We start from the raw sequence: 26,461 nt of genomic DNA, 5'->3' as shown, positions 1-26,461 counted from the left end.
AAGGCCAGCGCAGCAAACTCCCATCCGACGACGTTGACCTAGAAGTTGGTCAGCCTAAGGGTCATTTTTTGGTGTCACCCGTGCCTTTCTGGATTTCCAGAAGGGTTTGCTGGGTTTCAATGAGGCATTCGTCGGTCTTGCCTTGTGCCTTGAGGGCCCGGGCTTTACTCACACTGGCTGAAACGCGCGCATTCAGATCGGGCGACGTCTGATATTGCGTCTTGGCACTTTCGATCTGGTTCAAATTGGCATCGCACAGGCTGTCTGGCTTATCAGCGGCGAACGAGGTGGAAGCCATCATCGAGGCAGTAACGAACAGACCCAGCAGTACAGAACGCTTCATGAGTATCTCCTTCAAATTGAGTAATCCACACTTCGCTGACCGTGAGCGGTCCAGCGAAAGCAGGACAAACCCCAACTGTCTGAGGCTTGTTCTATGGACTACCGTCTCCGCCAAGGGTTCTGATTTTCGTCAGGAGGCTTTGGCCTGAGTGACCCGATCCACCAGATAAACCAGGCCGTGATAATCGATCCCGCCATGTTGCGTCAGGCCGATTTCGCACGTCCGGCTGGTGGAAATCCCTTCGCTGCAATGCTGCACCGCGTCCTTGAGCGTGCGCAGCGAATGACGGTTCAACTCAGGCGTGGTGAAGCCTTTGTCGCCGGCGAATCCGCAGCAATGAATGCCTTCCGGAATCACCACGTTTTTGCTGCACTTGCGCGCCAGATCAATCAGCGCCTGGCTCTCGCCAAGATGCTGAGTGCTGCACGTCACATGCACGGCAATCGGCGCGTCTTGCGGCGTGAAGTCCAGCCGATCCAGCAGATGCGTACGGATAAAACGCACCGGGTCGTACAGGTCCAGTCGGGTTTCGCCGACATCCTGCACCAGGCGCAATGTGCACGGGCTGGTGTCGCAATAGATCGGATCGAGCCCGCCACGGCTGGCGTGCAGCAACGCGCTGATCAGCTCCTGACGTTTGTGCTCGGCCTGTTCGGCGTAACCCTTGGAGGCGAACGGCTGCCCACAACACAAGTTGTCCAGATTGTCGGGGAAGACGACTTGGTAACCAGCCTTTTCCAGCAAACCACGGGTTTTGTCGTACAGCGACATCTGCTCGTTGTCGCCCGCCACCGGCCCCATCACCCGCGACACACACGCCGCCAGATACACCACGCGCGGACGTTCGTCCGAGACTGCAGGACTGAAACGAATGGCTTTTTCCGGTTGCGGCATCGCGTTGTTCCACTGCGGCACCTGTCCCTTGGACAGTCGGGTCAAAGTCGCTGACAGTTTGGCCAGACGCGGCGCCCCCAACATCATCCGTGCGCCGTTGGCCACGTGCAGGGTGAGTCGCGCACCTTGCAGCGTCCTGGCGAAATTTCCTTCAATCCAGTTGGCCGCTTTCGTATGCGTGGCGGTGCGGGCGCGGAGCTTTTTCACCAGCTCCCCGGTATTGATTCCTACAGGGCAGCGTTGCGCGCACAGACCGGTCGCCGCGCAGGTGTCGATGCCTTGGTATTCGTAGGCTTTTTCCAGCTCGGTGGTGTCGACGCCTGCGCGTTTTTTCGCCTGAATATCGCGCCAGATCACAATGCGCTGGCGCGGGCTCAGGGTCAGGCCTTTCGACGGGCACACCGGTTCACAGAAACCGCACTCGATGCACTTGTCGACGATCTCGTCGGCCGCCGGCAGCGGTTTCAGATGTTTGAGATGAATCTGCGGATCTTCGCTGAGCACCACGTCCGGATTGAGAATGCCGTTGGGGTCGAGCAATCGTTTCAGCTGCCACATCAACTGGTAAGCGTCGCTGCCCCATTCCAGCTCCACGAACGGCGCCATGTTGCGCCCGGTGCCGTGTTCAGCCTTGAGCGAACCGCCGAATTCCACCGCGACCAGTTGCGCCACGTCGTCCATGAACGCCTGATAGCGTGCGACTTCTTCCGGGCTGTTGAAGCCTTGGGTGAAGACGAAGTGCAGATTGCCTTCCAGTGCGTGTCCGAAAAGGATCGCTTCGTCGTAGGAATGCTTGTCGAACAGCTCGATCAGACGGTTAACACCGATTGCCAGTTGCTCGACCGGGAAGGTCACGTCTTCGATGATCACCGTGGTGCCGGTTTTGCGCACCGCGCCGACCGCGGGGAAAGTGTCTTTGCGGATCGCCCAGAGACGGGCGTTTTCCAGCGGATCTTCGGTGAAGTCGACCTGTTTCTCCACCGGGAAACCGTGCAGTGAAGCCATGATCTGCGCAAGTTGTTCTTGCAACAAAGTGGAAGACGCCGCGCGGGATTCGATCAGCAGCGCGCAGGCATTGTTCGACAGCTGTTGTACGAAATCCGGCATGCCGGGTTTGTCCTGCACCGAGCGCAGACTGCGTCGATCAAGCAGTTCCACCGCTGACACCGGTTGGCTTTTCAACACCGTGACCGCGTTGCAGCAGGTTTCCACGTCCGGGAACACGATCAATGCCGAAGCTTTGTTCGGATGATCGATCACCGTGTCGTAAGTCACTGCGCTGATGAACCCGAGGGTGCCTTCGGAGCCGACCAGCAAGTGGCTCAAGATATCCACAGGCTCGTCAAAATCCACCAGGGCGTTGAGTGACAGGCCGGTGGTATTTTTCAGACGATATTTGTGGCGGATTCTCGCGGCGAGTTCGGCATTCGCGCGAGTCTCACGACCCAGCGTCGCCAGACGCTCAAGCAAATCCCCATGGCTCACACGAAACGCCGCAACACTGGCGGCATCTTCGGTATCAAGGCGCGTGCCGTCGGCCAGTACCAGACGAATCCCGGCCAGCGTGTGGTAAGTATTTTGCGCGGTTCCGCAGCACATGCCGCTGGCGTTGTTAGCGACGATGCCGCCGATCTTGCAGGCGTTGATCGACGCCGGGTCCGGGCCGATCTTGCGCCCGAACGGCGCCAGCCAGGCATTGGCCTGAGCGCCGATCACCCCCGGCTGCAGGCGAATCTGCATACCTTGGCCGCGAATCTCACGCGCGTTCCAGTTATCCCCAAGCACGATCAGCACTGAATCGCTGATTGCTTGCCCGGAGAGGCTGGTACCGGCCGCACGAAAGGTCACCGCAACCTGATCGCGCTGGGCCAGTTGCAGCAGCGCTACCACTTCATCTTCGGATTCGACGCGGATCACCAGTTTGGGGATCAGCCGATAGAAACTCGCGTCAGTGCCGAAGGCTAAAGTCGACAACGCATCGTCGAAACGCCGTTCGGCAGGAATCAGGTTTTGCACATCGCGCAGGAAAGCCGCCGGTAATGTCATTGGTCCTCCAGGATCAGAACCACCAAATCTTTCGGGCCGTGGGCGCCGTACGCCAAGACTTGTTCGATGTCAGCGGTTTTCGACGGGCCGGACACAAGCAGCGCGTTGGTCGGCATGCCTTGCGCCCACTCGAATTCCTGCTGCACCTGATAGAAGTTGTCGCGGATCTGGCTGGCCTTGAGCAGGGCGAAATGCACTGGCGGCACCAGACTCATCAGCCGTGGTTCTTCGCGGCTCGGCCAGAGAATCAGGCTGCCGGTTGCGGCGATGGCGCCGAGGGTGCCGGTGAGACTGGCCGGGGTGTCGTTGAACAGCTCGGCTTTCCACTCTTCCATCGGCCGGGCGTAGGATTTCAGTGTCGGCAGCTCGGGATTGTTCGCCCAGTGCTGTGCGATGCGTTGACCGTGGGGCGTAGTCGGCGCGATCAGCAGGCTTGGCAGTTGGCGATCATGTAACAGCTGCGCCAACAGCGCTGGCCACTCCTGATCGGTAGTCAGATGGATTTCGGTGTGCACCGCTTCCATCAGTTTGCGCAGTTGCGGAATGCGTTGTTCGGCGCTGTAGGTGTAGGGCTGGGTCACCAGTTCGACGTCGAAGTTGTCGGCAATCGGCGTGGCGCCAGTCAGACTTTTCCGAAGCTTGCCGAGGATATTTTGCTTGGCGCTCATCAACGATCTCCCTGTTTGGCCAGATGCTCGCGCGCCATGTCGTGCAGTGAGCGGGCGGCGGGTTTCGGTGCGCTGTGGTTTTGTGTCCACGGCCCGACGTTGCTCGGGGCGAGGGCGCGCAGGCGTGTGGCGCAGAACGCGAACAGTCGATACAGCGTTGGCGAGCTGTTGAGCTTCGCCCAGGCGTTCCAGATGAAACGCTCCTTGCGCGAATACTTGCTGCCCTGACCGCGCATCACTTGATTTGGCGCGTCCGGGGCTTTGACGTTTTCTTCGCGCAAACGCCGCAGCAGCGCCGGAATCGGGATTTTTACCGGACACACTTCACCACAAGCGCCGCACAACGAAGACGCGCTCGGGTGGTCCGGGACTTTCGCCAGGCCGACCATGTGCGGGGTGATGATTTTTCCGATAGGGCCGGGGTAAACCTCGCCATAGGCGTGGCCGCCGATTCGGGTGTAGACCGGGCAATGATTCATGCAGGCGCCGCAGCGGATGCAGTTCAGGGTCTGGCGCAATTCGCTGTCGGCGAAGGCCTGGCTGCGACCGTTGTCGAGCAGCACCAGATGCACTTCCTGCGGGCCGTCGAGTTCATGTTCCTTGCGTGGCCCGGAGATCATGTTGACGTAGGTGGTGATCGGAATGCCCAGTGCCGAGCGCGTCAGCAGGGACAAGAGCGGCACCACGTCGCGCAGGTTTTCCACGACTTTTTCGATGCCGGTGACGGCGATGTGCACTGGCGGCACGGTGGTGGTCATGCGCCCGTTGCCTTCGTTTTCCACCAGCAACAAAGTGCCGGTTTCGGCCACGGCGAAGTTGACGCCGGAGACGCCGATGTCCGCTTCGAAAAATTTCTGCCGCAGAACCCTGCGACCGATCTGAATGAGTTGGTCAACGTCCTTGGTGTATTCCACGCCAAGTTTGTCGTGGAACAAGGACGCGACCTGACCGGCATTCTTGTGGATCGCCGGCATAATAATGTGTGAAGGCTTCTCGTGGTCGAGCTGGACGATGTACTCGCCCATGTCCGATTCCAGGCATTCAATGCCTTGATCAGCGAGGAAATGATTCATCTCCATTTCTTCGCTGACCATCGATTTGCCCTTGATCACTTGCCGCGCCTCGTGAGCGCGGATGATCGAGAGGACGATGCCATTGGCCTCGTCCACCGTTTCCGCCCAGTGCACTGTCACACCGTTGCGGGTCAGGTTCTGTTCCAGTTGCTCGAGCAGGTCGGGCAACTTGGAGAGCGCGCGGGCACGGATTGCATTGCCCAGTTCACGCAAGTGTTCTCTTTCGTGGGCATCGCTGAAAGCCGCTGCCCGCTTGGTCATCAGTGAATCCATCGCAGTGCGGAAGTTGTTCCGTAGCTGCTGGTCACCCAAGGCGTTGTGCGCCCGGGTGCGGAAGTCTTCTTCTACGGCAACCGTAGGAATAATCGCGGAAGTGCTCATTGCGCACCTCCGGTTCGTTGCCAGAGGAAGCTCGCCAAGTGTTGCCCGCGTAATGCTTCCTTTTGTTTCTCCAGTGAGCCGTTGATATTCATCAAGCAGCCGCAATCGGCACTGAGTACCTGATGCGCGCCGGACTCCTTCAGCGACCGGGTCTTGTCAGCCACCATCGCGCCGGAAATGTCTGGCATACGGACGCTGAATGTTCCACCGAAGCCACAGCATTCGCTTTCGTGGTCGTGATTGACCCGCTCCACGTTGCTCAGTTGCGCCAACAGCTCGCGACCGTGCAGGTGGGTATTCATTTCCCGTCGCGCCGAACACGAGGTGTGCAGCGCCACTTTGACCGGTGCGCCGCTGTCCTTGAGCTGCACCTTGCACACGAACAGCAGAAACTCGGCCAGTTCGTAGGTTCGCGCCGCGAGGGCTTGAACCTGTTGCAGCGTTTCCGGCTCGTCCTTGAACAAGTCGGCGTAATGCTCACGCAGCATGCCCGCGCAGGAACCTGACGGCACCACCACCGGATAATCCCCGGCAAACAGCGCCAGTTGCGAGCGCGCCACCGTCCGCGCCTGCTCGGTGTAACCCGAGGTGTAGGCCGGTTGTCCGCAGCAGCTCTGCCCTTGCGGGTATTCGACCCGAATGCCTTCGCGCTCCAGCAAGTGGATCGCGTCCATCCCCGCTTCGGGATAGAACAGATCAACCACGCACGTGCCGAACAGATAGACCCGCGACGGTTTCTCGCTGGGGTACTGCCGAGGTTCGGGCAGTGGCGGTGCGACGCGCGTGGCATTGGGCACTGCGTTGTAAAAAAGCTCGCTCATCAGGCGTGTCTCCGGGTGGGCCCGGTTATCCGTCTGCTGCGGCTGCTGAATATAGAGAGAGTTGCTTTCAGCAGCCTTACAGACCGGGTTGTGAATTGCTGACGCCGGAATCACGCACCGGCGTCGGTTTTATCCGTGTTGCTTGTAATCTCAATGCACCAGCATGCCGGTGAACCAGTAGGCCTGGGCCAGCGTGATCAGGCCGACAATCGTTGCAAAGAATAGGCTGTGCTTGAGGGTGAAGCGGAACAGATCCGACTCCTTGCCCACCAGACCCGTCGCGGCGCAGGCCACGGCGATCGATTGCGGCGAAATCATCTTGCCGGTCACGCCGCCGCTGGTGTTCGCCGCCACCAGTAGCACGTCACTGACGCCGATCTGGTGCGCGGTGGTCGCTTGCAGCGAACTGAACAGTGCGTTGGACGAGGTATCGGAACCGGTGAGGAACACACCCAGCCAACCCAGGAACGGCGAGAAGAACGGGAACGCCGCGCCAGTTCCGGCTAGCACCAAAGCCATGGTCGAAGACATGCCGGAATAGTTGGTGACGAAGGCGAAGGCCAGCACCATGCCGATCGACAGAATTGGCCAGCGCAGTTCGTAGAAGGTCTCTTTTAAAGTGGTAAGACCAGTTTTGAAATTGATCTTCAGTACCAGCATCGAGATCAGCGCGGAGAAGAAAATTGCCGTGCCGGTCGCGGAAATCGGGTCGAGTTTGAATACGGCCGGGATCGCGGTTGGCGCGGCGACGATCGGTGCGGTTTTGATCACCAGTTGATCAAGATGCGGGATCGCGAAGTTGAACACCCAGGCGTACATCGAGCCGCCGGCGGCAAACATCGCTTTGAAAGGTTTCAGGGTCCAGATGGTCACCAGTACGGTGAGGATCAGGAACGGCGACCAGGCCTTGAAAATTTCCACAAGGCTGTAAGGCGACGCCACGGTAGTGCGCTTCTGGCCGAAACCGCCGACGCTGGCGGTGACGATTTCGCTGGAAGTCACGCCAGCGATTTGCGCGCCTGCGGTGCGTTTCGGCTGCCAGACTTTCAGGAACAGCGTCAGCGAAATCAGGCTGGCGAGGGCCGAGGTGATATCCGGCAGTTCCGGACCGATGAAGTTCGAAGTGAAGTATTGGGTGATGGCGAAGCTCAGGCCCGCGACCAATGCTGCCGGCCAGGTTTCGCGCACGCCGCGCAGGCCGTCCATCATGAACACCAGCCAGAACGGCACGAACAGCGACAGCAGCGGCAGTTGCCGGCCAGTCATTGCGCCGATCTTGAAAGCGTCGATGCCGGTGACTTGACCGGCGACGATGATCGGAATCCCCAGGGCACCGAAAGCAACCGGCGCGGTGTTGGCGATCAGGCACAGGCCGGCGGCGTACAGCGGATTGAAGCCCAGTCCTACAAGGAGCGCTGCGGTAATCGCCACCGGCGCACCGAAACCGGCGGCACCTTCGAGGAATGCGCCGAAGCAAAAACCGATCAACAGCACCTGTATGCGTTGGTCGTCAGTGATCGACAGCACCGAGCTGCGGATCACCTCAAACTGACCACTCTTGACCGTCAGCTTGTACAGGAATACTGCCGCGACAATGATCCACGCGATCGGCCACAAGCCGTAGGCAAAGCCATATCCGGCAGCCGCAAACGCCATGTCGACCGGCATCTGAAACGCAAAAATCGCCACGATGATCGCCAGCGCCAGCGTGATGCTGCCGGCCACATGGCCCTTGAGGCGGAACACCGCCAGAGCAAGGAAGAAAAATATGATGGGGATGACGGCCGCGAGTGCGGAAACGCCGAGACTGCCGAGCGGGCTGTAGATCTGTTGCCAGGTTTGCATATGGGGTGGCCCCTAATTGTTGTTGGTCAGGCACTGTCAGCGTTCTTGGTTAATTGGTAAGACCAATTTACAATCGCTGTTGGCTAGGGTAAAAGCCTTGATGTGGGTGTGTCAATTTGCCGCCCCGAAAATTTCGTCGAATGAGCGGTGCAGAGCGCATCTGATCCGCTCGAGCGAGTGCTGTCTGGTAGGTGTCGTGAAGGCGCCGATAGGCCAGAATAGAGAGCCCGGCGAGCGGTCGGGCTCGTGGAGAAGTGAGTTATGGGGTTTGATCAGATACGTCAGCGCCGTTTGTCTGACGATATTGTCGAGCGGCTTGAGGGGATGATCCTCGAGGGCACGCTGAAGTCCGGTGAGCGGCTGCCGGCTGAGCGCACGCTGGCCGAGCAGTTCGGGGTTTCACGCCCATCGTTGCGCGAAGCGATTCAGAAACTGGCGGCCAAAGGTTTGCTGATCAGCAAGCAGGGCGGCGGTAATTATGTGGTGGAGTCGCTGGGTTCAACGTTCAGCGATCCGCTGTTGCAGCTGCTTGAAAGCAACCCTGAGGCCCAGCGCGATCTGCTGGAGTTCCGCCACACTCTGGAGGCATCGTGCGCGTATTACGCTGCGTTGCGCGCCACCGATGTGGATCGCGAACGTCTGACGGCTGCGTTTGAAGAGTTGCAGGACTGCTACTCGCGGCACGATGAAGTGAGCCGGGCGGAAGAGGGCGCGGCGGATGCGAAGTTTCACCTGGCGATCGCCGAGGCCAGTCACAACGCCGTGTTGCTGCACACCATTCGCGGATTGTTCGATCTGCTCAAGCGCAACGTGGTGACCAACATTGGCGGCATGTACAAACAGCGCACGGAAACTCGCGACATGCTGATCACTCAGCACCGGGAATTGTTTCAAGCGATTATCGAAGGGCATGCCGAGCAGGCGCGCGAAGTCTCCAGCCGACATATTTTGTATGTGCAGGAAGTGCTGGAAGAGGTGCGTCAGGAAGTACAGCGCATGGCTCGGGCCGAGCGGCGCAAAGGGATGTAGGACGGTAATTCAATTGTGGCGAGGGAGCTTGCTCCCGCTGGGGTGCGCAGCGGCCCTCGCTTTATTGATTGTCGCGAAAGCCGATGACGCCTGCTGCGCAGTCGAGCGGGAGCAAGCTCCCTCGCCACAGTGCAGCATCAAGGCCGGAAATTAATCTTCCTTGCCCTTGTTGCGCACCGCGCGCTGCAATTCGCGACCGGCATCGCGTTCGCGCTCGGTATCACGCTTGTCGTATTCCTTCTTGCCCTTGCCCAGAGCAATCTCGCACTTGACCATGTGCTTGCTCCAGTACCAGGACAGGCAGACGCAGGCGTAGCCCTTTTGCTGCACCATCGCGGCAAGCTTTTCCAGCTCGCGGCGGTTGAGCAGCAATTTCCGCGTGCGCACCGGGTCAGCGATGACGTGAGTGCTGGCGGTCATCAGCGGCGTGATGTGACTGCCGAGCAGCCAGGCCTCGCCGTCTTTAAGCAGCACGTAACTGTCGACCAGTTGCAGCTTGCTTGCCCGCAGACTTTTTACTTCCCAGCCGGCCAGGACCAGACCAGCCTCGAACTTGTGTTCGATGAAGTAATCGTGTCGCGCCTTTTTGTTCTGCGCGATGGTCCCTGTTGGGTGTTTCTTCTGTTTAGCCATAGGGGCGGCATTATATGGAGATAAACGGCTGTCCGCTACGGTGATGCTGCGTGCTTGAGCAGGTTGAGTGAATCCCGGACAATGCGGCCTCTTTTTCTAACGCTTGGGCGTGATAAACGATGTCGACAGACAAGGTTTCTGTCCACGGCAGTTGGGCTAGCCGCTGGGTCTTCATACTCGCCGCGACCGGTTCGGCCGTGGGACTGGGTAGTATCTGGAAGTTTCCCTACATGGTCGGGGTCTACGGCGGCGGCGCCTTTGTGCTGATGTTTCTGGCGTGTATCGCGCTGATCGGCATCCCGGTGATGCTCGCTGAAACCCTGATCGGCCGGCGTGCGCGGCAGAGTCCGGCCAACGCCCTCAAGGTGCTGGCGGTCGAAGCCGGGCACTCGGGCAAATGGTCATGGGGCGCCTTCGCCGGGATGATCACGGCGTTGCTGATCCTGTCTTTCTATAGTGTGGTTGGCGGTTGGTCGCTGGATTACATCATTGACATGGGGCGTGGCGACTTCCAGGGCGCATCGGCCGCTCAGGTCGGTGCTTACTTCGGCAATGTCATCGCCGATCCGTGGCGCCTGACACTTTGGCACACGATTTTCATGCTGCTCTCGGCCCTGGTAATCGCCAAAGGCGTGGTCGCCGGGCTGGAACGCAGCTTGCGCATCATGATGCCGTTGCTGTTCGTGATGATTCTGGTGCTGCTCGGTTACAGCATGACTACCGGGCATTTCATGGAAGGCGTGCATTTCATGTTCGACTTCCACCCGGAAAAAGTCCTCGACGGTCTGCTGCCAGCCATGGGCCACGCGTTTTTCTCTCTGAGCGTGGGCGTAGGTTCGATCATGATTTACGGCGCTTATATGCCGAAGAACTCGTCGCTGTCCGGCACGGTCGTGGGCGTGGCGCTGCTCGATACGTTCGTATCCCTGGTGGCCGGTCTGGCGCTGTTCCCGATCGTGTTCGCCGCTGGCCTGAACCCGAGCGAAGGCCCGGGTCTGATGTTCGTCAGTCTGCCATTTGCCTTTGGTAACGTAGCGTTCGGCCAGTTGATGGGGGTAGTGTTCTTCGTATTGGTGGCTGTTGCTGCCTGGAGTTCGGCGATTTCGTTGCTGGAGCCAATGGTCGCGTACCTCGTTGAACGCACAAAAATCAGCCGCGCCTGGGTGACTTTCTGGCTGGCATTCACCTGCTGGTTCGTCGGTTTGGGCACGGTGTTTTCCTTCAATATCTGGAAGGAAGCCAAATTTTTCGTGAACGAAGGCGGGATGTTCCATCTCTACCAGTGGGGTGCGGCGAGCGGTCTGGACTTCTTCGGCGTGATCGACTTCTTCACCTCGCGGATCATGTTGCCACTCGGTGGTTTGTGTTTCGTATTGTTTGCCGGGTGGGTGATGGGCCGTGAGGCGGTGCGCGACGAATTGTCGATCCGTAATCCGGCGCTGTTCGCCCTGTCCCTGTTCTTGATGCGCTATGTGGCGCCCATCGGCATTCTTGTAGTGTTTGCCGCTCAGCTCTGGAAGTGACGCTTACATGACGACACATATTCAACGATCGGCATTGCTGCCGTACCCGGCGCAATTTCTCTATGACCTGGTCAACGACGTGGCGCGCTATCCAGAATTTCTGCCTTGGTGTTCGGCGGCCGAAGTGCTGGAAAGCTCCCCGGAGCACATGCGCGCCAGTGTCGGCGTGGCCAAGGGCGGGCTTAGTCAGCATTTCGTCACACGTAATACGCTGGTGCCAGGGCAGTCGATCGAGATGAACCTTGAAGAAGGCCCGTTCAACCAGTTGCATGGCGTCTGGGTGTTCAAGGCGCTGAGCGACAAGGCCTGCAAGATCAGCCTGGATCTGTCCTTCGACTACGCCGGGCCGATTGTGCGCGCCACGCTCGGGCCGTTGTTCAATCAGGCGGCGAACACGCTGGTGGATGCGTTCTGCCAGCGCGCCAAGCAGATGCATGGTTGAAGCCGTGATTGAAATCGAGGTGGTGTACGCCGCTGTTGATCGTCAGGTGCTGCGCACCTTCAGAGTGGTCGATGGCTTGACGGTGCGTGCGGCGCTGATGGCGTCTGGTATTGGTGTTGAGTTTCCCGAGCTGGATCTGGCGAGCTGTCCTGTGGGGATCTTCGGCAAGGTGATTGCTGATCCTGACGTTCGCTTGATTCAAGAGGGGGATCGGATCGAGATCTACCGACCATTGCTGGCCGATCCGAAAGAAGTGCGGCGCTTGCGTGCTGCCAAGGCTGCCGAGGCCAAAGCCCGAAATCTGTAAGCTGGCCAAATGGCAGGCAATAAAAAACCCGGATATCCGGGTTTTTTATTGCCCCGCCAATTACTGCGGCGAGGTGTCCAGCGGTTCTGGTGTCGGGACCGGAACGGTCTCCACACCATCCACGTCTTTCTGGATCTGATCCAGCAAAGAACCTGGCTTGACCGGTTTTTCCGGTGCTGGCTTCTCGGCGTTTTCAGCAGGCGCGGTCACGTTAGTGTCGCTGCCCTTGCCGAGAATGGCTTCGTCACGGCTCACGCCCGGCATGAAGTCACCGGACAGGCTGACGAGCTGGTCGTTCGGGTTGAAGATAACACTCATGCGCTCCTGCTGACGTTCACCGCCACCAGGTTGCAGGCTATACAGATAATCCCAGCGATCGGCATGGAACGTGTCGGCAAGCAGAGGGTTACCCATGATAAACCGTACTTGCTGGCGGGTCATTCCCGGGCGTAACTGGTCTATCATGTCCTGCGTGACGACATTGCCCTGCTGGATGTCGATTTTGTAAACCCCGGGGAATGAACAACCGGCGAGTGCGAGCAGTCCCACAAAGGTGAAACTGGTTAGCAAGAGCTTGGTGTTTTGCATCGGTGGGCGACTTCCACTATCTTGGCTGGGACAACGTAAACGCCGATCATACCCGCATTAAGAGAAGCTGCGAAGCAGCATCGCGAGAAAGCTGACCATGGTTGAAAATAGCGAACTACGCAAAGCCGGCCTCAAAGTGACCCTGCCACGGGTCAAGATCCTGCAAATGCTCGACTCTACAGAGCAGCGTCACATGAGTGCCGAGGACGTCTACAAGGCGTTGATGGAAGCGGGCGAGGACGTCGGTCTGGCCACGGTTTACCGTGTTCTGACCCAGTTCGAAGCCGCTGGCCTCGTGGTCCGTCACAACTTCGACGGCGGCCACGCAGTGTTTGAATTGGCCGACGGTGGCCACCACGACCATATGGTCAACGTGGAGTCGGGTGAAGTCATCGAATTCTTCGACGAAGAAATCGAAAAACTTCAGAAATCCATCGTCGAGAAGCACGGTTTTGAGATGGTTGATCACAATCTCGTGCTGTACGTACGCAAGAAAAAGTAAGCATGTCGCGCGAATTTCAGGTTCGCGAAACGAGCGAAGGCGACCCAAGGGTCGCCTTCGTGCTTTCTGCTGTGCTTAAACTTTTGCCGTAACAACCATTTTTTTCGCGTGAGCCAAGGATTCCTTGGTCAGATCGATGCCGCCGAGCATCCGCGCGACTTCTTCTATGCGCTCATTTTTGCTCAGCTTCGATACCGCAGTGTGGGTCGCCTGCTCGCCGCGCACCTTGTGCACGAACAAATGCTGATGACCTTGCGCAGCCACTTGCGGCAAGTGCGTCACGGTCAGTACCTGCCCGCGATCCCCGAGGCGCCGCAACAACTGGCCGACAATTTCCGCCGTTGGACCGCCGATCCCCACGTCCACTTCGTCGAATACCAATGTCGGTACGCGGGAGGTCTGCGCGGTGATGACTTGAATCGCCAGGCTGATCCGTGACAGCTCACCGCCGGATGCCACTTTGGCCAATGCCTTCAATGGTTGGCCGGGGTTGGCGCTGACCAGCAATTCAACCTGCTCCAGGCCGTTGGGCAGCAGTTCGTCACTGGAGTTGGCGCGCAACTCGATGGTAAAGCGACCACCGGGCATACCCAGACGCTGAATCTCTTGCTCCACAGCACTGGCCAGTTTGCCTGCCGCTTGATGGCGCAAATCGCTCAGCTCACGGGCCTTCTCTTTATAGTGGCGGGCAAACGAGGCGAGTTCTTCGCCCAACTGCTCAATGGATTCGTCATTGGCGTTAAGGGTTTCGATCTCGTCCAGCAATTTTTGCTGCATGTCGGCGACCTCGGTCGGCTGGATCCGGTGCTTGCGCGCCAGGGTGTAGATAGCGTCGAGGCGCTCTTCCAGATATTGCAGGCGTGCCGGGTCAGCATCGAAGTTGTCGAGGAAGCGGTTAAGTTCACCGACGGCTTCTTCGACCTGAATCTGTGCACTGGTCAGGAGGCTGCTGGCTTCGCCCAGTGCGCCGACGGAATTGTTCACGCTCGACAGGCGATTGAGGCTGGCGGTCAGCGCATTCAGCACATTGCCGGAATCGCTTTCGCTGCACTGCTCGACCACTTGCCGGCAAATGCCGAGCAGGGTTTCGGCGTTGGTCAGGTTTTTGTGTTCCTGCTCCAGCTGTTCCAGCTCGTTTTCACCGAGGCCGAGGTTTTCCAACTCTTCAAGCTGATAGCTGAGCAGTTGATGGCGTGCGCGTTGTTCATCGCCAGAGTTGGAAAGACGCTCCAGCTCCTGGCGGGTCTGGCGCCAGCGCTGGGCGGCCAGTTGCACCTGGCGGGCCAGATCGTTGGCGCCGGCGTATTCGTCGAGCAAGCGGCGATGCGTGTCGGTCTTGAGCAGGGATTGATGCTCATGCTGGCTATGGATATCAATCAGCAGTTCGCCCAAAGCCTTGAGGTCGCCGAGCGGGCAGGGCGTGCCGTTGATGTAGCCACGCGAGCGTCCTTCCGACGTGATGACCCGGCGCAGGATGCACGGGCCTTCGTTGTTCAGGTCGCGCTCGGCCAGCCAGGCGCTGGCTTCTGGAATGTCGACCAGATCGAAGGTAGCGAGGATATCGGCCTTGTCAGCGCCCGGGCGGACCACGCCGCTGTCGGCACGGTCGCCGAGGGTCAGACCCAAGGCATCGAGCATGATCGACTTGCCGGCGCCGGTTTCCCCAGTGATCACGCTCATCCCGCGATCGAGTTCGAGATCGAGATGTTCAACGATGGCGTAGTTATGTACGGACAGGTGCACCAGCATGACGGCCGCTCCCAGGCTTTAGGTCTGGTTATTTATACAGTGTTTTGTTTCTGGCTGACAATGCCCTCGCTCAGGTCCATTTGCTTGATCCGACCAAACGCACATCGCGCGAGGAAATGAAAATGCAGCACTTTTTTGTAGGGTTAATGAATCGTCGCCCTTGAAGCCTGATTTTGCGGCCCCATATACCGGGACAGAAGCGCGAGTCGAGCTCGCGGACGTTATTGAAAGGAGAACTCCATGGCTGACGAACAGACGCTAGATCCGCAAAACACGGACGCCAATCAGGCGACCGCCGCGTCAGGTGATGACGCTACTCGTGTGCAATTGCTCGAAGAGCAACTGGCCGCTGCGCAGGATCAATCTCTGCGTGTAGCCGCCGATCTGCAAAACGTCCGCCGCCGTGCCGAGCAGGACGTGGAAAAGGCGCACAAGTTTGCGCTGGAAAAATTTGCCGGCGACCTGCTGCCGATTGTTGACAGTCTGGAGCGCGGCCTCGAGCTGTCGAACGCGGATGATGAAAGCATTCGTCCGATGCGTGAAGGCATCGAGCTGACCCTGAAAATGTTCCACGACACCCTGGCGCGCTACAACCTTGTAGCTGTTGCTCCGCAGGAAGGTGAGCCTTTTAACGCTGTAGAGCATCAGGCAATGGCCATGCAGGAAAGCGCCAACGTTGAGCCAAACAGCGTGTTGAAGGTTTTCCAGAAGGGCTACCAGCTCAACGGTCGTCTGCTGCGTCCAGCGATGGTTGTTGTCAGCAAGGCGCCATCGCCAGTTTCGCCTTCTATTGATGAGAAGGCTTGAAATTAGCCGCGGCGCCCCCATTTAGAAGTCAAGCGTTTAAGTGCTACCGCAGTTAGCCACCACTGCTGCGGCAACCAAATCCAAAGTTTCGGGAGAGTTAACATGGGCAAAATTATCGGTATCGACCTGGGGACTACCAACTCCTGCGTCTCCGTTCTTGAAAACGGTGTAGCCAAAGTTATTGAAAACGCTGAAGGCGCGCGTACCACGCCGTCGATCATCGCTTATGCCAACGATGGCGAGATCCTTGTTGGTCAGTCGGCCAAGCGTCAGGCTGTGACCAATCCGCACAACACCCTGTATGCGGTGAAGCGTTTGATCGGTCGTAAGTTCGACGAAGAAGTCGTACAGAAAGACATCAAGATGGTCCCGTACAAAATCGCCAAGGCTGACAACGGCGACGCCTGGGTAGAAGTAAACGGCCAGAAAATGTCGCCGCCGCAAATCTCGGCTGAAATCTTGAAAAAGATGAAGAAGACTGCCGAAGACTACTTGGGCGAAACCGTAACCGAAGCGGTCATCACCGTTCCGGCCTACTTCAACGATAGCCAGCGTCAAGCCACCAAAGACGCCGGCCGCATCGCTGGTCTGGACGTAAAACGTATCATCAACGAACCAACCGCAGCCGCTCTGGCTTACGGTATGGACAAGGCCAAAGGCGATCACACCGTGATCGTTTACGACCTGGGTGGCGGTACGTTCGACGTGTCCGTGATCGAAATCGCTGAAGTTGACGGCGAGCACCAGTTCGAAGTGTTGGCCACCAACGGTGACACCTTCCTCGGCGGTGAAGACTTCGACATTCGTCTGATCGACTACCTGGTTGACGAATTCAAGAAAGAAAGCGGCATGAACCTCAAAGGTGACCCGCTGGCCATGCAGCGCCTGAAAGAAGCCGCTGAGAAAGCCAAGATCGAACTGTCCTCGAGCATGTCGACTGACGTGAACCTGCCGTATATCACTGCAGACGCTACCGGTCCTAAGCACTTGAACGTGAAGATCTCGCGTTCCAAGCTGGAAGCGCTGGTTGAAGACCTGGTTCAACGTACCATCGAGCCTTGCCGTATTGCGCTGAAAGATTCCGGTATCGATGTTGGCGCGATCAACGACGTGATCCTGGTCGGCGGTCAGACCCGTATGCCACTGGTTCAGAAGCTGGTGACCGAGTTCTTCGGTAAAGAAGCACGTAAAGACGTGAACCCCGACGAAGCCGTTGCCATGGGTGCTGCTATCCAGGGCGCAGTATTGGCCGGTGACGTAAAAGACGTTCTGCTGCTGGACGTCAGCCCGCTGACCCTGGGTATCGAAACCATGGGCGGCGTGATGACCGCGCTGATCGAGAAAAACACCACGATTCCTACCAAGAAATCCCAAGTGTTCTCGACTGCCGATGACAATCAGGGTGCTGTGACCATTCACGTGCTGCAAGGTGAGCGTAAGCAAGCCGCACAGAACAAGTCCTTGGGCAAGTTCGACCTGGCTGAGATTCCACCAGCACCACGTGGCGTGCCACAAATCGAAGTGACCTTCGACATCGACGCCAACGGCATCCTGCACGTTGGTGCGAAAGACAAGGCTACTGGCAAAGAGCAAAAGATCACCATCAAGGCCAACTCGGGCCTGTCTGATGAAGAAATTCAACAGATGATCCGTGATGCTGAAACCAATGCTGAAGCGGACAAGAAGTTCGAAGAATTGGCTGCTGCCCGTAACCAGGGTGACGCGCTGGTTCACTCGACTCGCAAGATGATCGCTGATGCTGGCGACAAAGTGACCGCGGAAGAGAAGACCGCAATCGAAGCCGCTCTGGTTGCCCTGGAAGCCGCCGTAAAAGGCGACGACAAGACTGCTATCGACGCCAAGGTTGAGGAGCTGTCGAAAGTCTCCGCGCCGGTTGCTCAGAAGATGTATGCCGAACAGGCTCAGCCTGCTGAAGGCGCGGCACCGCAGGACGACAAGGCTGAAAAGGCTGACGACGTTGTCGATGCCGAGTTCGAAGAAGTCAAAGACCACAAGTAAGTCAGTGGTCGTCCGGTTGACTGCCTCACGGCGGTGACTGGTAGGATGTCGCCGCGCGGGAGCTTGCTCCCGCGTTGGCGTATCTGGAATACGCGAATTTTTACAGCATGCGACAACGCTCGGGTGCTGGTGGTATGGCCGAAGATGCTCCTGCTTTTCCGCCGCAAATACCGCATGAATCAAAGACCAGGATCGTTGAATTGACGTGAGTTGGGTCCGGGCCTGTATTGGGGCTCAACGAGTTTGGCGAAGCTCAGGAGGGTTTTGCCGAACGTCCTTAAGAGTGCAAAGACTTATGGCTAAGCGTGACTATTACGAAGTATTGGGTGTTGAGCGTGGCTCAAGCGAAGCAGACCTGAAGAAGGCCTACCGCCGCTTGGCAATGAAGCATCACCCGGACCGTAACCCCGATGACAAAGCATCGGAAGAACTGTTCAAAGAGGCCAACGAGGCCTACGAAGTGCTGTCCGACTCGAGCAAGCGCGCGGCGTACGACCAGTACGGTCATGCCGGCGTCGATCCGAGCATGGGTGGCGGCGGTGCCGGTTTCGGTGGGCAGAACTTCTCCGACATCTTCGGCGATGTGTTCAGTGATTTCTTCGGTGGTGGTCGCGGCGGTGGCCGTGGCGGCGCTCAGCGTGGCAGTGATTTGCGCTACACCCTGGAGCTGAATCTGGAAGAAGCGGTGCGCGGCACGACCGTAAATATCCGCGTGCCGACGCTGGTCAACTGCAAGCCGTGCGACGGTTCGGGCGCGAAGAAAGGCTCCTCGCCATCGACCTGCCCGACGTGCGGCGGCATCGGTCAGGTGCGCATGCAGCAAGGCTTCTTCTCGGTGCAGCAGACCTGCCCGCGCTGCCATGGCCAAGGCAAGATCATTTCCGACCCGTGCGATTCGTGCCACGGTGATGGTCGTATCGAAGAATACAAAACCCTGTCCGTGAAAGTCCCTGCTGGCGTTGACACTGGCGACCGCATTCGTCTGTCCGGCGAAGGCGAGGCGGGTACTCAAGGTGGTCCGACCGGCGACCTGTACGTGGTTATCAACGTGCGCGAGCACTCGATCTTCCAGCGCGACGGCAAGCATCTGTTCTGCGAAGTGCCGATCAGCTTTGTTGACGCAGCATTGGGCGGCGAGCTGGAAATTCCGACCCTTGATGGCCGCGTCAAACTGAAAATCCCTGAAGGCACCCAGACCGGCAAGCAGTTCCGCGTGCGCGGCAAAGGCGTGGCTCCGGTGCGTGGCGGCGGTGCGGGCGACCTGATGTGCCGCGTGGCGGTCGAGACTCCGGTCAATCTGAACCGTCGTCAGCGCGAATTGCTCGAAGAATTCCGCAGCTCACTGGCGGATGACAACAGCCACTCGCCGAAAACCACTGGCTGGTTCGACGGCGTGAAGCGCTTCTTCGGCGATTTGTAAGGAGTCGGCATGCGACGTATTGCAGTGATGGGCGCCGCCGGGCGTATGGGTAAGATTCTGGTTGAGGCCGTGCAGCAGCGCGCGCCGCTGACCGGGCTGACTGCCGCCATCGTTCGTCCTGGCAGCACGCTGATCGGCGTGGATGCCGGTGAGCTGGCGTCACTGGGGCGGATCGGCGTGCCGTTGTCCGGTCATGTGGAGGCGGTGGCTGAAGAGTTCGACGTGTTGATCGACTTCACGTTGCCGGAAGTCATGCTGAAAAATCTGGCGTTCTGCCGCAAGGCTGGTAAGGCCATGGTCATCGGTACGACCGGGCTGGACGCCGCGCAGAAGCAATTGCTGGCCGACGCGGGCAAGGACATTCCCATCGTGTTCGCTGCCAACTTCAGTGTCGGGGTCAACCTGTCGCTGAAGTTGCTGGATATGGCGGCACGCGTGCTGGGTGATGATGCGGATATCGAAATCATCGAAGCGCATCATCGGCACAAGATCGATGCGCCGTCAGGTACGGCTCTGCGCATGGGTGAAGTGATAGCCGGCGCGCTGGATCGTGATCTGCAGAAAGTTGCGGTCTACGGTCGAGAAGGTCACACCGGAGTGCGTGAGCGTGAAACCATTGGTTTTGCCACCGTGCGTGGTGGTGATGTGGTCGGTGATCACACGGTGCTGTTCGCCTGTGAGGGCGAGCGCCTCGAGATCACGCACAAGGCTTCCAGTCGCATGACTTTCGCCAAGGGCGCGGTGCGTGCCGCGCTGTGGCTGGATGGCCGCGCGCCGGGTCTTTACGACATGCAAGACGTGCTCGACCTGCATTAAGACGCTACAAAAACCGGGTTCAAACTATACGTTTGAGCCCGGTTTGTTCCGCCAAGCGACGTCCTGTCGCATTCTCTGCCCTTTCGGGCTCATTGGCGGTAGACCAAAAAAGCCTTTTTCTGTAAGCTACAGCTTTAGTGTGTCCACTAAAAGCGCGCAGAATAATTCAGTGAACAAGCGGGGTGACGTGTCCATACGTCATTCCGCTTTTTTACAACCTGCGATTGCCCTTTCATGCGTTATTTACGGGAGGTCTTCTTGACTAAGCCAGCCATACTTGCCCTTGCTGATGGCAGCATTTTTCGCGGTGAGGCCATTGGAGCCGACGGCCAGACCGTTGGAGAGGTGGTGTTCAACACCGCAATGACCGGCTATCAGGAAATCCTTACCGATCCTTCCTACGCCCAACAGATCGTTACCCTGACCTACCCGCACATTGGCAACACCGGCACCACGCCGGAAGACGCCGAGTCGGATCGCGTCTGGGCAGCGGGCCTGGTCATTCGTGACCTGCCGCTGGTGGCGAGTAACTGGCGCAACACGATGTCCCTGGACGATTACCTGAAAGCCAACAATGTTGTGGCAATCGCTGGTATCGACACCCGTCGCCTGACGCGCATCCTGCGTGAAAAAGGCGCCCAGAATGGCTGCATCATGGCCGGCGACAACATCTCCGAAGAAGCCGCGATTGCCGCTGCGCAAGGCTTCCCGGGTCTGAAAGGCATGGATCTGGCGAAAGTCGTCAGCACCAAGAAGCAATACGAGTGGCGCTCGACTGTCTGGGACCTGAAGACCGACAGCCACGCGACCATCGAAGCTTCCGAGCTGCCATATCACGTGGTCGCTTTCGACTACGGCGTCAAGGTCAACATCCTGCGCATGCTGGTTGAGCGCGGCTGCCGCGTGACAGTTGTGCCGGCGCAAACCCCAGCTGCCGATGTACTGGCACTGAAGCCGGATGGCGTGTTCCTGTCCAACGGCCCTGGTGATCCGGAGCCGTGCGACTACGCCATCCAGGCGATCAAGGAAGTGCTGGAAACCGAGATTCCGGTATTCGGTATCTGCCTCGGTCACCAACTGCTGGCTCTGGCCTCCGGCGCCAAGACCCTGAAAATGGGCCATGGCCACCACGGTGCCAACCACCCGGTGCAGGATCTGGACACTGGCGTCGTGATGATCACCAGCCAGAACCACGGTTTTGCGGTAGATGAAGCGACCCTGCCGGCCAACGTTCGCGCGATCCACAAATCGCTGTTCGACGGCACCCTGCAAGGCATCGAGCGCACCGACAAGAGCGCGTTCAGCTTCCAGGGTCACCCTGAAGCCAGCCCGGGCCCGAACGATGTGGCGCCACTGTTCGACCGCTTCATCAACGAGATGGCCAAGCGACGCTAAGCGTTCGCCTTGAGACTGTAGAGAGAAGCCCTGAGGGCGGCCCCGAACCCGGCGGCCCCCTCGGGACTTCAGAAATCGATCAAGACGGCTTGCCGACTGACCTGCGGATTTGAGTGACAACCATGCCAAAACGTACAGACATTAAAAGCATCCTGATTCTCGGCGCTGGCCCGATCGTTATCGGCCAGGCCTGCGAATTCGACTACTCCGGCGCCCAGGCTTGCAAAGCCCTGCGCGAAGAGGGTTACCGCGTCATCCTGGTGAACTCCAACCCGGCCACCATCATGACCGACCCGGACATGGCCGACGCCACCTACATCGAGCCGATCAAGTGGCAGACCGTTGCCAAGATCATCGAGAAAGAGCGTCCGGACGCGCTGCTGCCGACCATGGGCGGCCAGACTGCTCTGAACTGTGCCCTCGACCTGGAGCGCGAAGGCGTTCTGGAGAAGTTCGGCGTAGAAATGATCGGCGCCAATGCTGACACCATCGACAAGGCAGAAGACCGTTCGCGTTTCGACAAGGCGATGAAATCCATCGGCCTCGACTGCCCGCGCTCGGGCATCGCCCACAGCATGGAAGAAGCCAATGCAGTGCTCGAGAAACTCGGTTTCCCGTGCATCATTCGTCCGTCTTTCACCATGGGCGGCACCGGTGGCGGTATCGCTTACAACCGTGAAGAGTTCGAAGAAATCTGCGCCCGTGGCCTGGACCTGTCGCCGACCAAAGAGCTGCTGATCGACGAATCGCTGATCGGCTGGAAAGAATACGAGATGGAGGTTGTCCGCGATAAGAAGGACAACTGCATCATCGTCTGCTCCATCGAAAACTTTGACCCGATGGGCGTGCACACTGGTGACTCGATCACTGTTGCGCCGGCACAGACCCTGACGGACAAGGAATACCAGATCATGCGTAACGCCTCGCTGGCGGTACTGCGCGAGATCGGCGTGGAAACCGGCGGCTCCAACGTCCAGTTCGGCATTTGCCCGGACACTGGTCGCATGGTCGTCATCGAGATGAACCCGCGGGTATCCCGTTCCTCGGCCCTGGCTTCGAAAGCCACTGGTTTCCCGATTGCGCGTATCGCTGCCAAGCTGGCGATCGGCTACACCCTGGACGAACTGCAGAACGAAATCACCGGCGGCGCTACGCCGGCGTCCTTCGAGCCGTCGATCGACTACGTCGTCACCAAGCTGCCACGTTTTGCCTTCGAGAAATTCCCTAAGGCTGACGCGCGTCTGACCACTCAGATGAAGTCGGTAGGTGAAGTCATGGCCATCGGCCGGACTTTCCAGGAATCCCTGCAGAAAGCCCTGCGTGGACTGGAAGTCGGCGTGTGCGGTCTGGACGAGAAGCTCGACCTGAGCAATCCGGAAAGCATGAGCATTCTCAAGCGCGAACTGACCGTGCCGGGCGCTGAGCGTATCTGGTACGTGGCAGACGCTTTCCGCGCTGGCCTGAGCGTCGAAGACATCTTCGGCATGAATATGATCGACCCGTGGTTCCTGGTGCAGATCGAAGATCTGATCAAAGAAGAAGAGAAGGTCAAGACCCTCGGTCTGGCCAGCATCGACCGCGACATGATGTTCCGCCTCAAGCGCAAAGGCTTCTCCGACATGCGTCTGGCCAAGCTGCTGGGCGTCACCGAGAAAAACCTGCGGACTCACCGCCACAAGCTCGACATCTACCCGGTGTACAAGCGCGTTGATACTTGCGCCGCTGAATTCGCCACCGACACCGCTTACATGTACTCGACTTACGAGGAAGAGTGCGAAGCTGCGCCGTCCGGTCGCGACAAGATCATTATTCTGGGCGGCGGTCCTAACCGTATCGGCCAGGGCATCGAGTTCGACTACTGCTGCGTCCACGCCGCCCTCGCTCTGCGCGAAGACGGCTACGAGACCATCATGGTCAACTGCAACCCGGAAACCGTTTCCACCGACTACGACACTTCCGACCGTCTGTACTTCGAGCCGGTAACCCTGGAAGACGTGCTGGAAATCTGCCGCGTCGAGAAGCCGAAAGGCGTGATCGTTCAGTACGGCGGCCAAACCCCGTTGAAACTGGCTCGGGCCCTCGAAGCGGCCGGCGTGCCGATCATCGGCACCAGCCCTGACGCCATCGACCGTGCAGAAGACCGTGAGCGCTTCCAGCAAATGGTCGAGCGCCTGAACCTGCGTCAGCCGCCAAACGCCACCGTGCGCAGCGAAGACGAAGCGATTCGTGCCGCGAGCAAGATCGGTTACCCGCTGGTGGTTCGCCCGTCCTATGTATTGGGCGGTCGTGCGATGGAAATCGTTTACGAAGAAGAAGAGCTCAAGCGCTATCTGCGTGATGCGGTGAAAGTGTCCAATGACAGCCCTGTGCTGCTTGACCACTTCCTCAACTGCGCTATCGAAATGGACGTGGATGCAGTCTGCGACGGCACCGACGTGGTGATCGGCGCGATCATGCAGCACATCGAACAGGCTGGCGTTCACTCCGGTGACTCCGCGTGTTCGCTGCCGCCGTACTCGCTGCCAGCGCACATCCAGGACGAGATGCGTGAACAGGTCAAGAAAATGGCCCTGGAACTGGGCGTTGTCGGCCTGATGAACGTGCAGTTGGCGCTGCAAGGCGAAGACATCTACGTCATCGAAGTCAACCCGCGCGCCTCGCGAACCGTACCGTTCGTATCGAAGTGCATCGGTGTTTCCCTGGCCATGATTGCTGCCCGCGTGATGGCCGGTAAAACCTTGAAGGAAATCGGTTTCACCAAAGAAATCATTCCGAATTTCTACAGCGTGAAAGAGGCGGTGTTCCCATTCGCCAAATTCCCTGGCGTTGACCCGATCCTCGGCCCAGAGATGAAGTCGACCGGTGAAGTGATGGGCGTGGGCGATACTTTTGGTGAAGCCTTTGCCAAAGCCCAGATGGGTGCCAGCGAAGTGCTGCCGACCGGCGGTACCGCGTTCATCAGCGTGCGTGACGATGACAAGCCATTGGTTGCAGGCGTGGCGCGTGATCTGATCAACTTGGGCTTCGAAGTAGTCGCCACTGCCGGCACTGCCAAGCTGATTGAAGCCGCAGGTCTGAAAGTGCGTCGCGTGAACAAGGTGACCGAGGGGCGTCCGCACGTGGTCGACATGATCAAGAATGACGAAGTCACCCTGATCATCAACACCACCGAAGGTCGTCAGTCGATCGCCGACTCCTATTCCATTCGCCGCAACGCTCTGCAGCACAAGATCTACTGCACCACCACCATCGCTGCTGGCGAAGCTATCTGTGAAGCGTTGAAATTCGGTCCCGAGAAGACCGTGCGCCGCTTGCAGGATCTACACGCAGGATTGAAGGCATGATCAAGTACCCAATGACCGTCCAGGGCGCGAAAGCCCTGGAAGAAGAACACACTCACCTGACCAAGGTCGTCCGTCCGAAGCTCAGCCAGGACATCGGTACGGCTCGCGAGCTGGGTGACCTCAAGGAAAACGCCGAATACCATGCCGCCCGTGAACAGCAAGGCATGGTCGAAGCGCGGATCCGTGACATCGAAGGCCGGATTCAGAATCAGGTCATCATTGATGTCACGTCGATTCCGCACACCGGCAAAGTGATTTTCGGCACTACCGTTGAAATCGCCAACGTCGAGACTGACGAGTCGGTCACTTACCACATCGTCGGTGAGGATGAGGCTGACTTCAAACTCGGCAAGATTTCCGTTGGTTCGCCGCTGGCCCGAGCCTTGATCGGCAAGGAAGAAGGCGATGTGGTTGCCGTGAAAACGCCAAGCGGCGTGATCGAGTACGAGATCGTCGAAGTTCGTCACATCTGAAAAAGGGGCGCCCGCTAAAATGCGGGCGCCCTGCTTTCGTGGCTTTGGAATGACAGGCACGCCGAACGCGCTGATGGTTTGCGCCACAGCGTCACTGAATAATTAGGGTTTTGGTGCTGGTACAGGCCGAGGGCCTTGTCAGTCTATGGTGCGAGAGGTGGAGCGGAGTGGCAGGGTGCGCGAAGCACACCCTTGACCCTTGCCATCACTTGAAGCGATGGACGTTCGACAGCTGCTTGTTGACGCTGAAGTTCTTGCGGTAAAGCAGTGCCATCTTGCCGATGACCTGAACCAGGTCCGCCTTGCCGGCCTTGCACAGTTCTGCAATGGACGCCAGGCGCGACTCGCGATCAAGGATGTTGAGCTTGATCTTGATCAGCTCGTGATCCGCCAAAGCGCGTTCAAACTCGGCTAACACACCTTCAGTCAAACCGTTGTCAGCCACAGTCAAAACTGGTTTCAGGTGGTGGCCAATGGATTTGTACTGTTTCTTCTGCTCTGGAGTGAGCGGCATAATCTGACCCTTTCGTCTGGATTCTGTAAAATGGCGGCCATTTTACCCGAGGGTTCGTGGATCCGCCCAACTAATCACGACCCTAATCATCGAGGTGCCCAATGGCGCGTTCCAAGACAAGCCTTGGTTGGCTGAAAAGACATGTCAATGACCCCTACGTGAAGCAGGCGCAGAAAGATGGCTACCGCTCGCGTGCGAGTTACAAGCTTCTGGAGGTCCAGGAGAAATACAAGCTGATCCGTCCAGGCATGAGCGTTGTCGACCTCGGTGCTGCGCCGGGTGGTTGGTCGCAGGTCACTAGCCGGCTGATTGGTGGTCAGGGGCGTCTGATCGCCTCGGACATCCTGGAAATGGACAGCATTCCGGACGTGACCTTCATCCAGGGCGACTTCACCGAGGATGCAGTCCTCGCTCAGATACTTGAGGCCGTGGGTAATTCGCAGGTAGACCTTGTGATTTCCGATATGGCCCCCAATATGAGTGGTACGCCTGAAGTGGATATGCCCAAAGCCATGTTTCTTTGCGAGCTGGCGCTTGATCTGGCAGAGCGGATTCTCAAGCCGGGTGGTAATTTCGTGATCAAGATCTTTCAGGGTGAAGGATTCGATGTTTATCTGAAGGACGCTCGTAAGAAATTCGACAAGATCCAGATGATCAAGCCGGATTCTTCCCGTGGGACCTCCCGTGAGCAATATATGCTGGCATGGGGCTATCGCGGTCGTAGTGAGTAAAACAAGGTTTTTTCGCGGGGTGATAGGTTTTTAGTATTTCGCCTCGCACGCTTTAGCGAATATTGTGTGGAAAGTGTTTCACAAAGGGTTACAGACGG

General features: G+C 58.4%; 23 protein-coding genes. 13 read left to right on the top strand and 10 right to left on the bottom strand.

Annotation, left to right across the window (positions count from 1 at the left end):
* Positions 1–61: 61 nt before the first annotated feature.
* The 6 genes from ACP7BN_RS06865 to ACP7BN_RS06840 all read right to left on the bottom strand — a co-directional run bounded on the left by ACP7BN_RS06865 (position 62) and on the right by ACP7BN_RS06840 (position 8,071).
* A complete protein-coding gene (locus ACP7BN_RS06865) occupies positions 62–343 on the bottom strand; it encodes a hypothetical protein (RefSeq protein WP_420647534.1) in 282 nt (93 codons plus the stop codon).
* Positions 344–472: 129 nt separating this feature from the next.
* On the bottom strand, positions 473–3,283 hold the full coding sequence (locus ACP7BN_RS06860; protein ID WP_426202662.1) for an FAD-binding and (Fe-S)-binding domain-containing protein: 2,811 nt from the start codon (positions 3,281–3,283) through the stop codon (positions 473–475).
* Positions 3,280–3,951: a LutC/YkgG family protein gene (locus ACP7BN_RS06855; RefSeq protein ID WP_426202660.1), complete on the bottom strand. Its 672-nt coding sequence runs from the start codon at positions 3,949–3,951 to the stop codon at positions 3,280–3,282. Before ACP7BN_RS06855 ends, ACP7BN_RS06860 begins: the two co-directional genes overlap by 4 nt.
* Positions 3,951–5,405, bottom strand: a complete 1,455-nt coding sequence (locus ACP7BN_RS06850; RefSeq protein ID WP_426202658.1) for a LutB/LldF family L-lactate oxidation iron-sulfur protein — start codon at positions 5,403–5,405, stop codon at positions 3,951–3,953. The genes ACP7BN_RS06855 and ACP7BN_RS06850 overlap by 1 nt, the downstream gene beginning before the upstream one ends.
* Positions 5,402–6,226: a (Fe-S)-binding protein gene (locus ACP7BN_RS06845; protein ID WP_426202656.1), complete on the bottom strand. Its 825-nt coding sequence runs from the start codon at positions 6,224–6,226 to the stop codon at positions 5,402–5,404. The genes ACP7BN_RS06850 and ACP7BN_RS06845 overlap by 4 nt, the downstream gene beginning before the upstream one ends.
* A gap of 150 nt (positions 6,227–6,376) precedes the next feature.
* Positions 6,377–8,071, bottom strand: a complete 1,695-nt coding sequence (locus tag ACP7BN_RS06840; RefSeq protein WP_426202655.1) for a lactate permease LctP family transporter — start codon at positions 8,069–8,071, stop codon at positions 6,377–6,379.
* A gap of 261 nt (positions 8,072–8,332) precedes the next feature.
* Here ACP7BN_RS06840 and ACP7BN_RS06835 point away from each other — a divergent pair, with 261 nt between their 5' ends.
* Positions 8,333–9,100, top strand: a complete 768-nt coding sequence (locus ACP7BN_RS06835) for an FCD domain-containing protein (RefSeq protein ID WP_420647540.1) — start codon at positions 8,333–8,335, stop codon at positions 9,098–9,100.
* A 150-nt stretch (positions 9,101–9,250) separates the two neighbouring features.
* On the opposite strand, the gene smpB is transcribed toward ACP7BN_RS06835, so the two are convergent.
* Positions 9,251–9,733 (bottom strand): SsrA-binding protein SmpB, encoded by a 483-nt coding sequence (gene smpB / locus ACP7BN_RS06830; RefSeq protein WP_008088297.1) that lies wholly within the window; start codon positions 9,731–9,733, stop codon positions 9,251–9,253.
* A gap of 119 nt (positions 9,734–9,852) precedes the next feature.
* Between smpB and ACP7BN_RS06825 the strand changes: the two genes are divergently transcribed.
* The 3 genes from ACP7BN_RS06825 to ACP7BN_RS06815 are packed head-to-tail and all read left to right on the top strand — an operon-like array spanning position 9,853 to position 12,005.
* Positions 9,853–11,256, top strand: a complete 1,404-nt coding sequence (locus ACP7BN_RS06825) for a sodium-dependent transporter (RefSeq protein ID WP_420647541.1) — start codon at positions 9,853–9,855, stop codon at positions 11,254–11,256.
* Between the two features lie 7 nt (positions 11,257–11,263).
* Positions 11,264–11,698, top strand: coding sequence for a type II toxin-antitoxin system RatA family toxin (locus ACP7BN_RS06820; protein WP_420647542.1), 435 nt, complete (start codon positions 11,264–11,266; stop codon positions 11,696–11,698).
* Positions 11,691–12,005, top strand: coding sequence for an RnfH family protein (locus tag ACP7BN_RS06815; RefSeq protein ID WP_426202652.1), 315 nt, complete (start codon positions 11,691–11,693; stop codon positions 12,003–12,005). Before ACP7BN_RS06820 ends, ACP7BN_RS06815 begins: the two co-directional genes overlap by 8 nt.
* 60 nt (positions 12,006–12,065) lie before the next feature.
* On the opposite strand, the gene ACP7BN_RS06810 is transcribed toward ACP7BN_RS06815, so the two are convergent.
* On the bottom strand, positions 12,066–12,593 hold the full coding sequence (locus tag ACP7BN_RS06810) for an outer membrane protein assembly factor BamE (RefSeq protein WP_420647544.1): 528 nt from the start codon (positions 12,591–12,593) through the stop codon (positions 12,066–12,068).
* Between the two features lie 97 nt (positions 12,594–12,690).
* Between ACP7BN_RS06810 and fur the strand changes: the two genes are divergently transcribed.
* Positions 12,691–13,095 carry a ferric iron uptake transcriptional regulator gene (gene fur, locus ACP7BN_RS06805; protein WP_016771770.1) on the top strand — a complete coding sequence of 135 codons (405 nt, stop codon included), beginning with the start codon at positions 12,691–12,693 and terminating at the stop codon, positions 13,093–13,095.
* 75 nt (positions 13,096–13,170) lie between these two features.
* On the opposite strand, the gene recN is transcribed toward fur, so the two are convergent.
* Positions 13,171–14,844, bottom strand: a complete 1,674-nt coding sequence (gene recN / locus ACP7BN_RS06800; RefSeq protein WP_426202650.1) for a DNA repair protein RecN — start codon at positions 14,842–14,844, stop codon at positions 13,171–13,173.
* A 240-nt stretch (positions 14,845–15,084) separates the two neighbouring features.
* On the opposite strand from recN, the gene grpE reads away from it, so the two are divergent.
* The 7 genes from grpE (at position 15,085) to greA (ending at position 25,118) form a co-directional block, all read left to right on the top strand.
* Positions 15,085–15,651, top strand: coding sequence for a nucleotide exchange factor GrpE (gene grpE / locus ACP7BN_RS06795; RefSeq protein ID WP_426202647.1), 567 nt, complete (start codon positions 15,085–15,087; stop codon positions 15,649–15,651).
* 102 nt (positions 15,652–15,753) lie between these two features.
* Positions 15,754–17,670, top strand: a complete 1,917-nt coding sequence (dnaK, locus tag ACP7BN_RS06790) for a molecular chaperone DnaK (RefSeq protein WP_426202646.1) — start codon at positions 15,754–15,756, stop codon at positions 17,668–17,670.
* A gap of 295 nt (positions 17,671–17,965) precedes the next feature.
* Positions 17,966–19,090 (top strand): molecular chaperone DnaJ, encoded by a 1,125-nt coding sequence (dnaJ, locus tag ACP7BN_RS06785; protein WP_426202644.1) that lies wholly within the window; start codon positions 17,966–17,968, stop codon positions 19,088–19,090.
* Positions 19,091–19,099: 9 nt separating this feature from the next.
* Positions 19,100–19,906: a 4-hydroxy-tetrahydrodipicolinate reductase gene (gene dapB, locus ACP7BN_RS06780; RefSeq protein WP_426202642.1), complete on the top strand. Its 807-nt coding sequence runs from the start codon at positions 19,100–19,102 to the stop codon at positions 19,904–19,906.
* Positions 19,907–20,164: 258 nt separating this feature from the next.
* Positions 20,165–21,301 carry a glutamine-hydrolyzing carbamoyl-phosphate synthase small subunit gene (gene carA / locus ACP7BN_RS06775; protein ID WP_420647550.1) on the top strand — a complete coding sequence of 379 codons (1,137 nt, stop codon included), beginning with the start codon at positions 20,165–20,167 and terminating at the stop codon, positions 21,299–21,301.
* 122 nt (positions 21,302–21,423) lie between these two features.
* Positions 21,424–24,645 (top strand): carbamoyl-phosphate synthase large subunit, encoded by a 3,222-nt coding sequence (gene carB / locus ACP7BN_RS06770; RefSeq protein ID WP_426202640.1) that lies wholly within the window; start codon positions 21,424–21,426, stop codon positions 24,643–24,645.
* A complete protein-coding gene (greA, locus tag ACP7BN_RS06765) occupies positions 24,642–25,118 on the top strand; it encodes a transcription elongation factor GreA (protein ID WP_420647552.1) in 477 nt (158 codons plus the stop codon). Before carB ends, greA begins: the two co-directional genes overlap by 4 nt.
* A gap of 205 nt (positions 25,119–25,323) precedes the next feature.
* Here the strand turns inward: greA and ACP7BN_RS06760 are convergent, their stop codons facing one another.
* Entirely contained in the window at positions 25,324–25,632 is a 309-nt protein-coding gene (locus ACP7BN_RS06760) for a YhbY family RNA-binding protein (RefSeq protein WP_426202637.1), read from the bottom strand.
* A 101-nt stretch (positions 25,633–25,733) separates the two neighbouring features.
* Here ACP7BN_RS06760 and rlmE point away from each other — a divergent pair, with 101 nt between their 5' ends.
* Entirely contained in the window at positions 25,734–26,363 is a 630-nt protein-coding gene (gene rlmE, locus ACP7BN_RS06755) for a 23S rRNA (uridine(2552)-2'-O)-methyltransferase RlmE (RefSeq protein ID WP_201228023.1), read from the top strand.
* The last annotated feature ends 98 nt before the right edge of the window (positions 26,364–26,461 follow it).

This window comes from Pseudomonas sp. TWP3-1, from assembly GCF_049896625.1.
Lineage (GTDB): Bacteria > Pseudomonadota > Gammaproteobacteria > Pseudomonadales > Pseudomonadaceae > Aquipseudomonas.
Note: the sequence above shows the minus strand (reverse complement) of the source record. Positions and strands in the feature narration are given on the sequence as shown.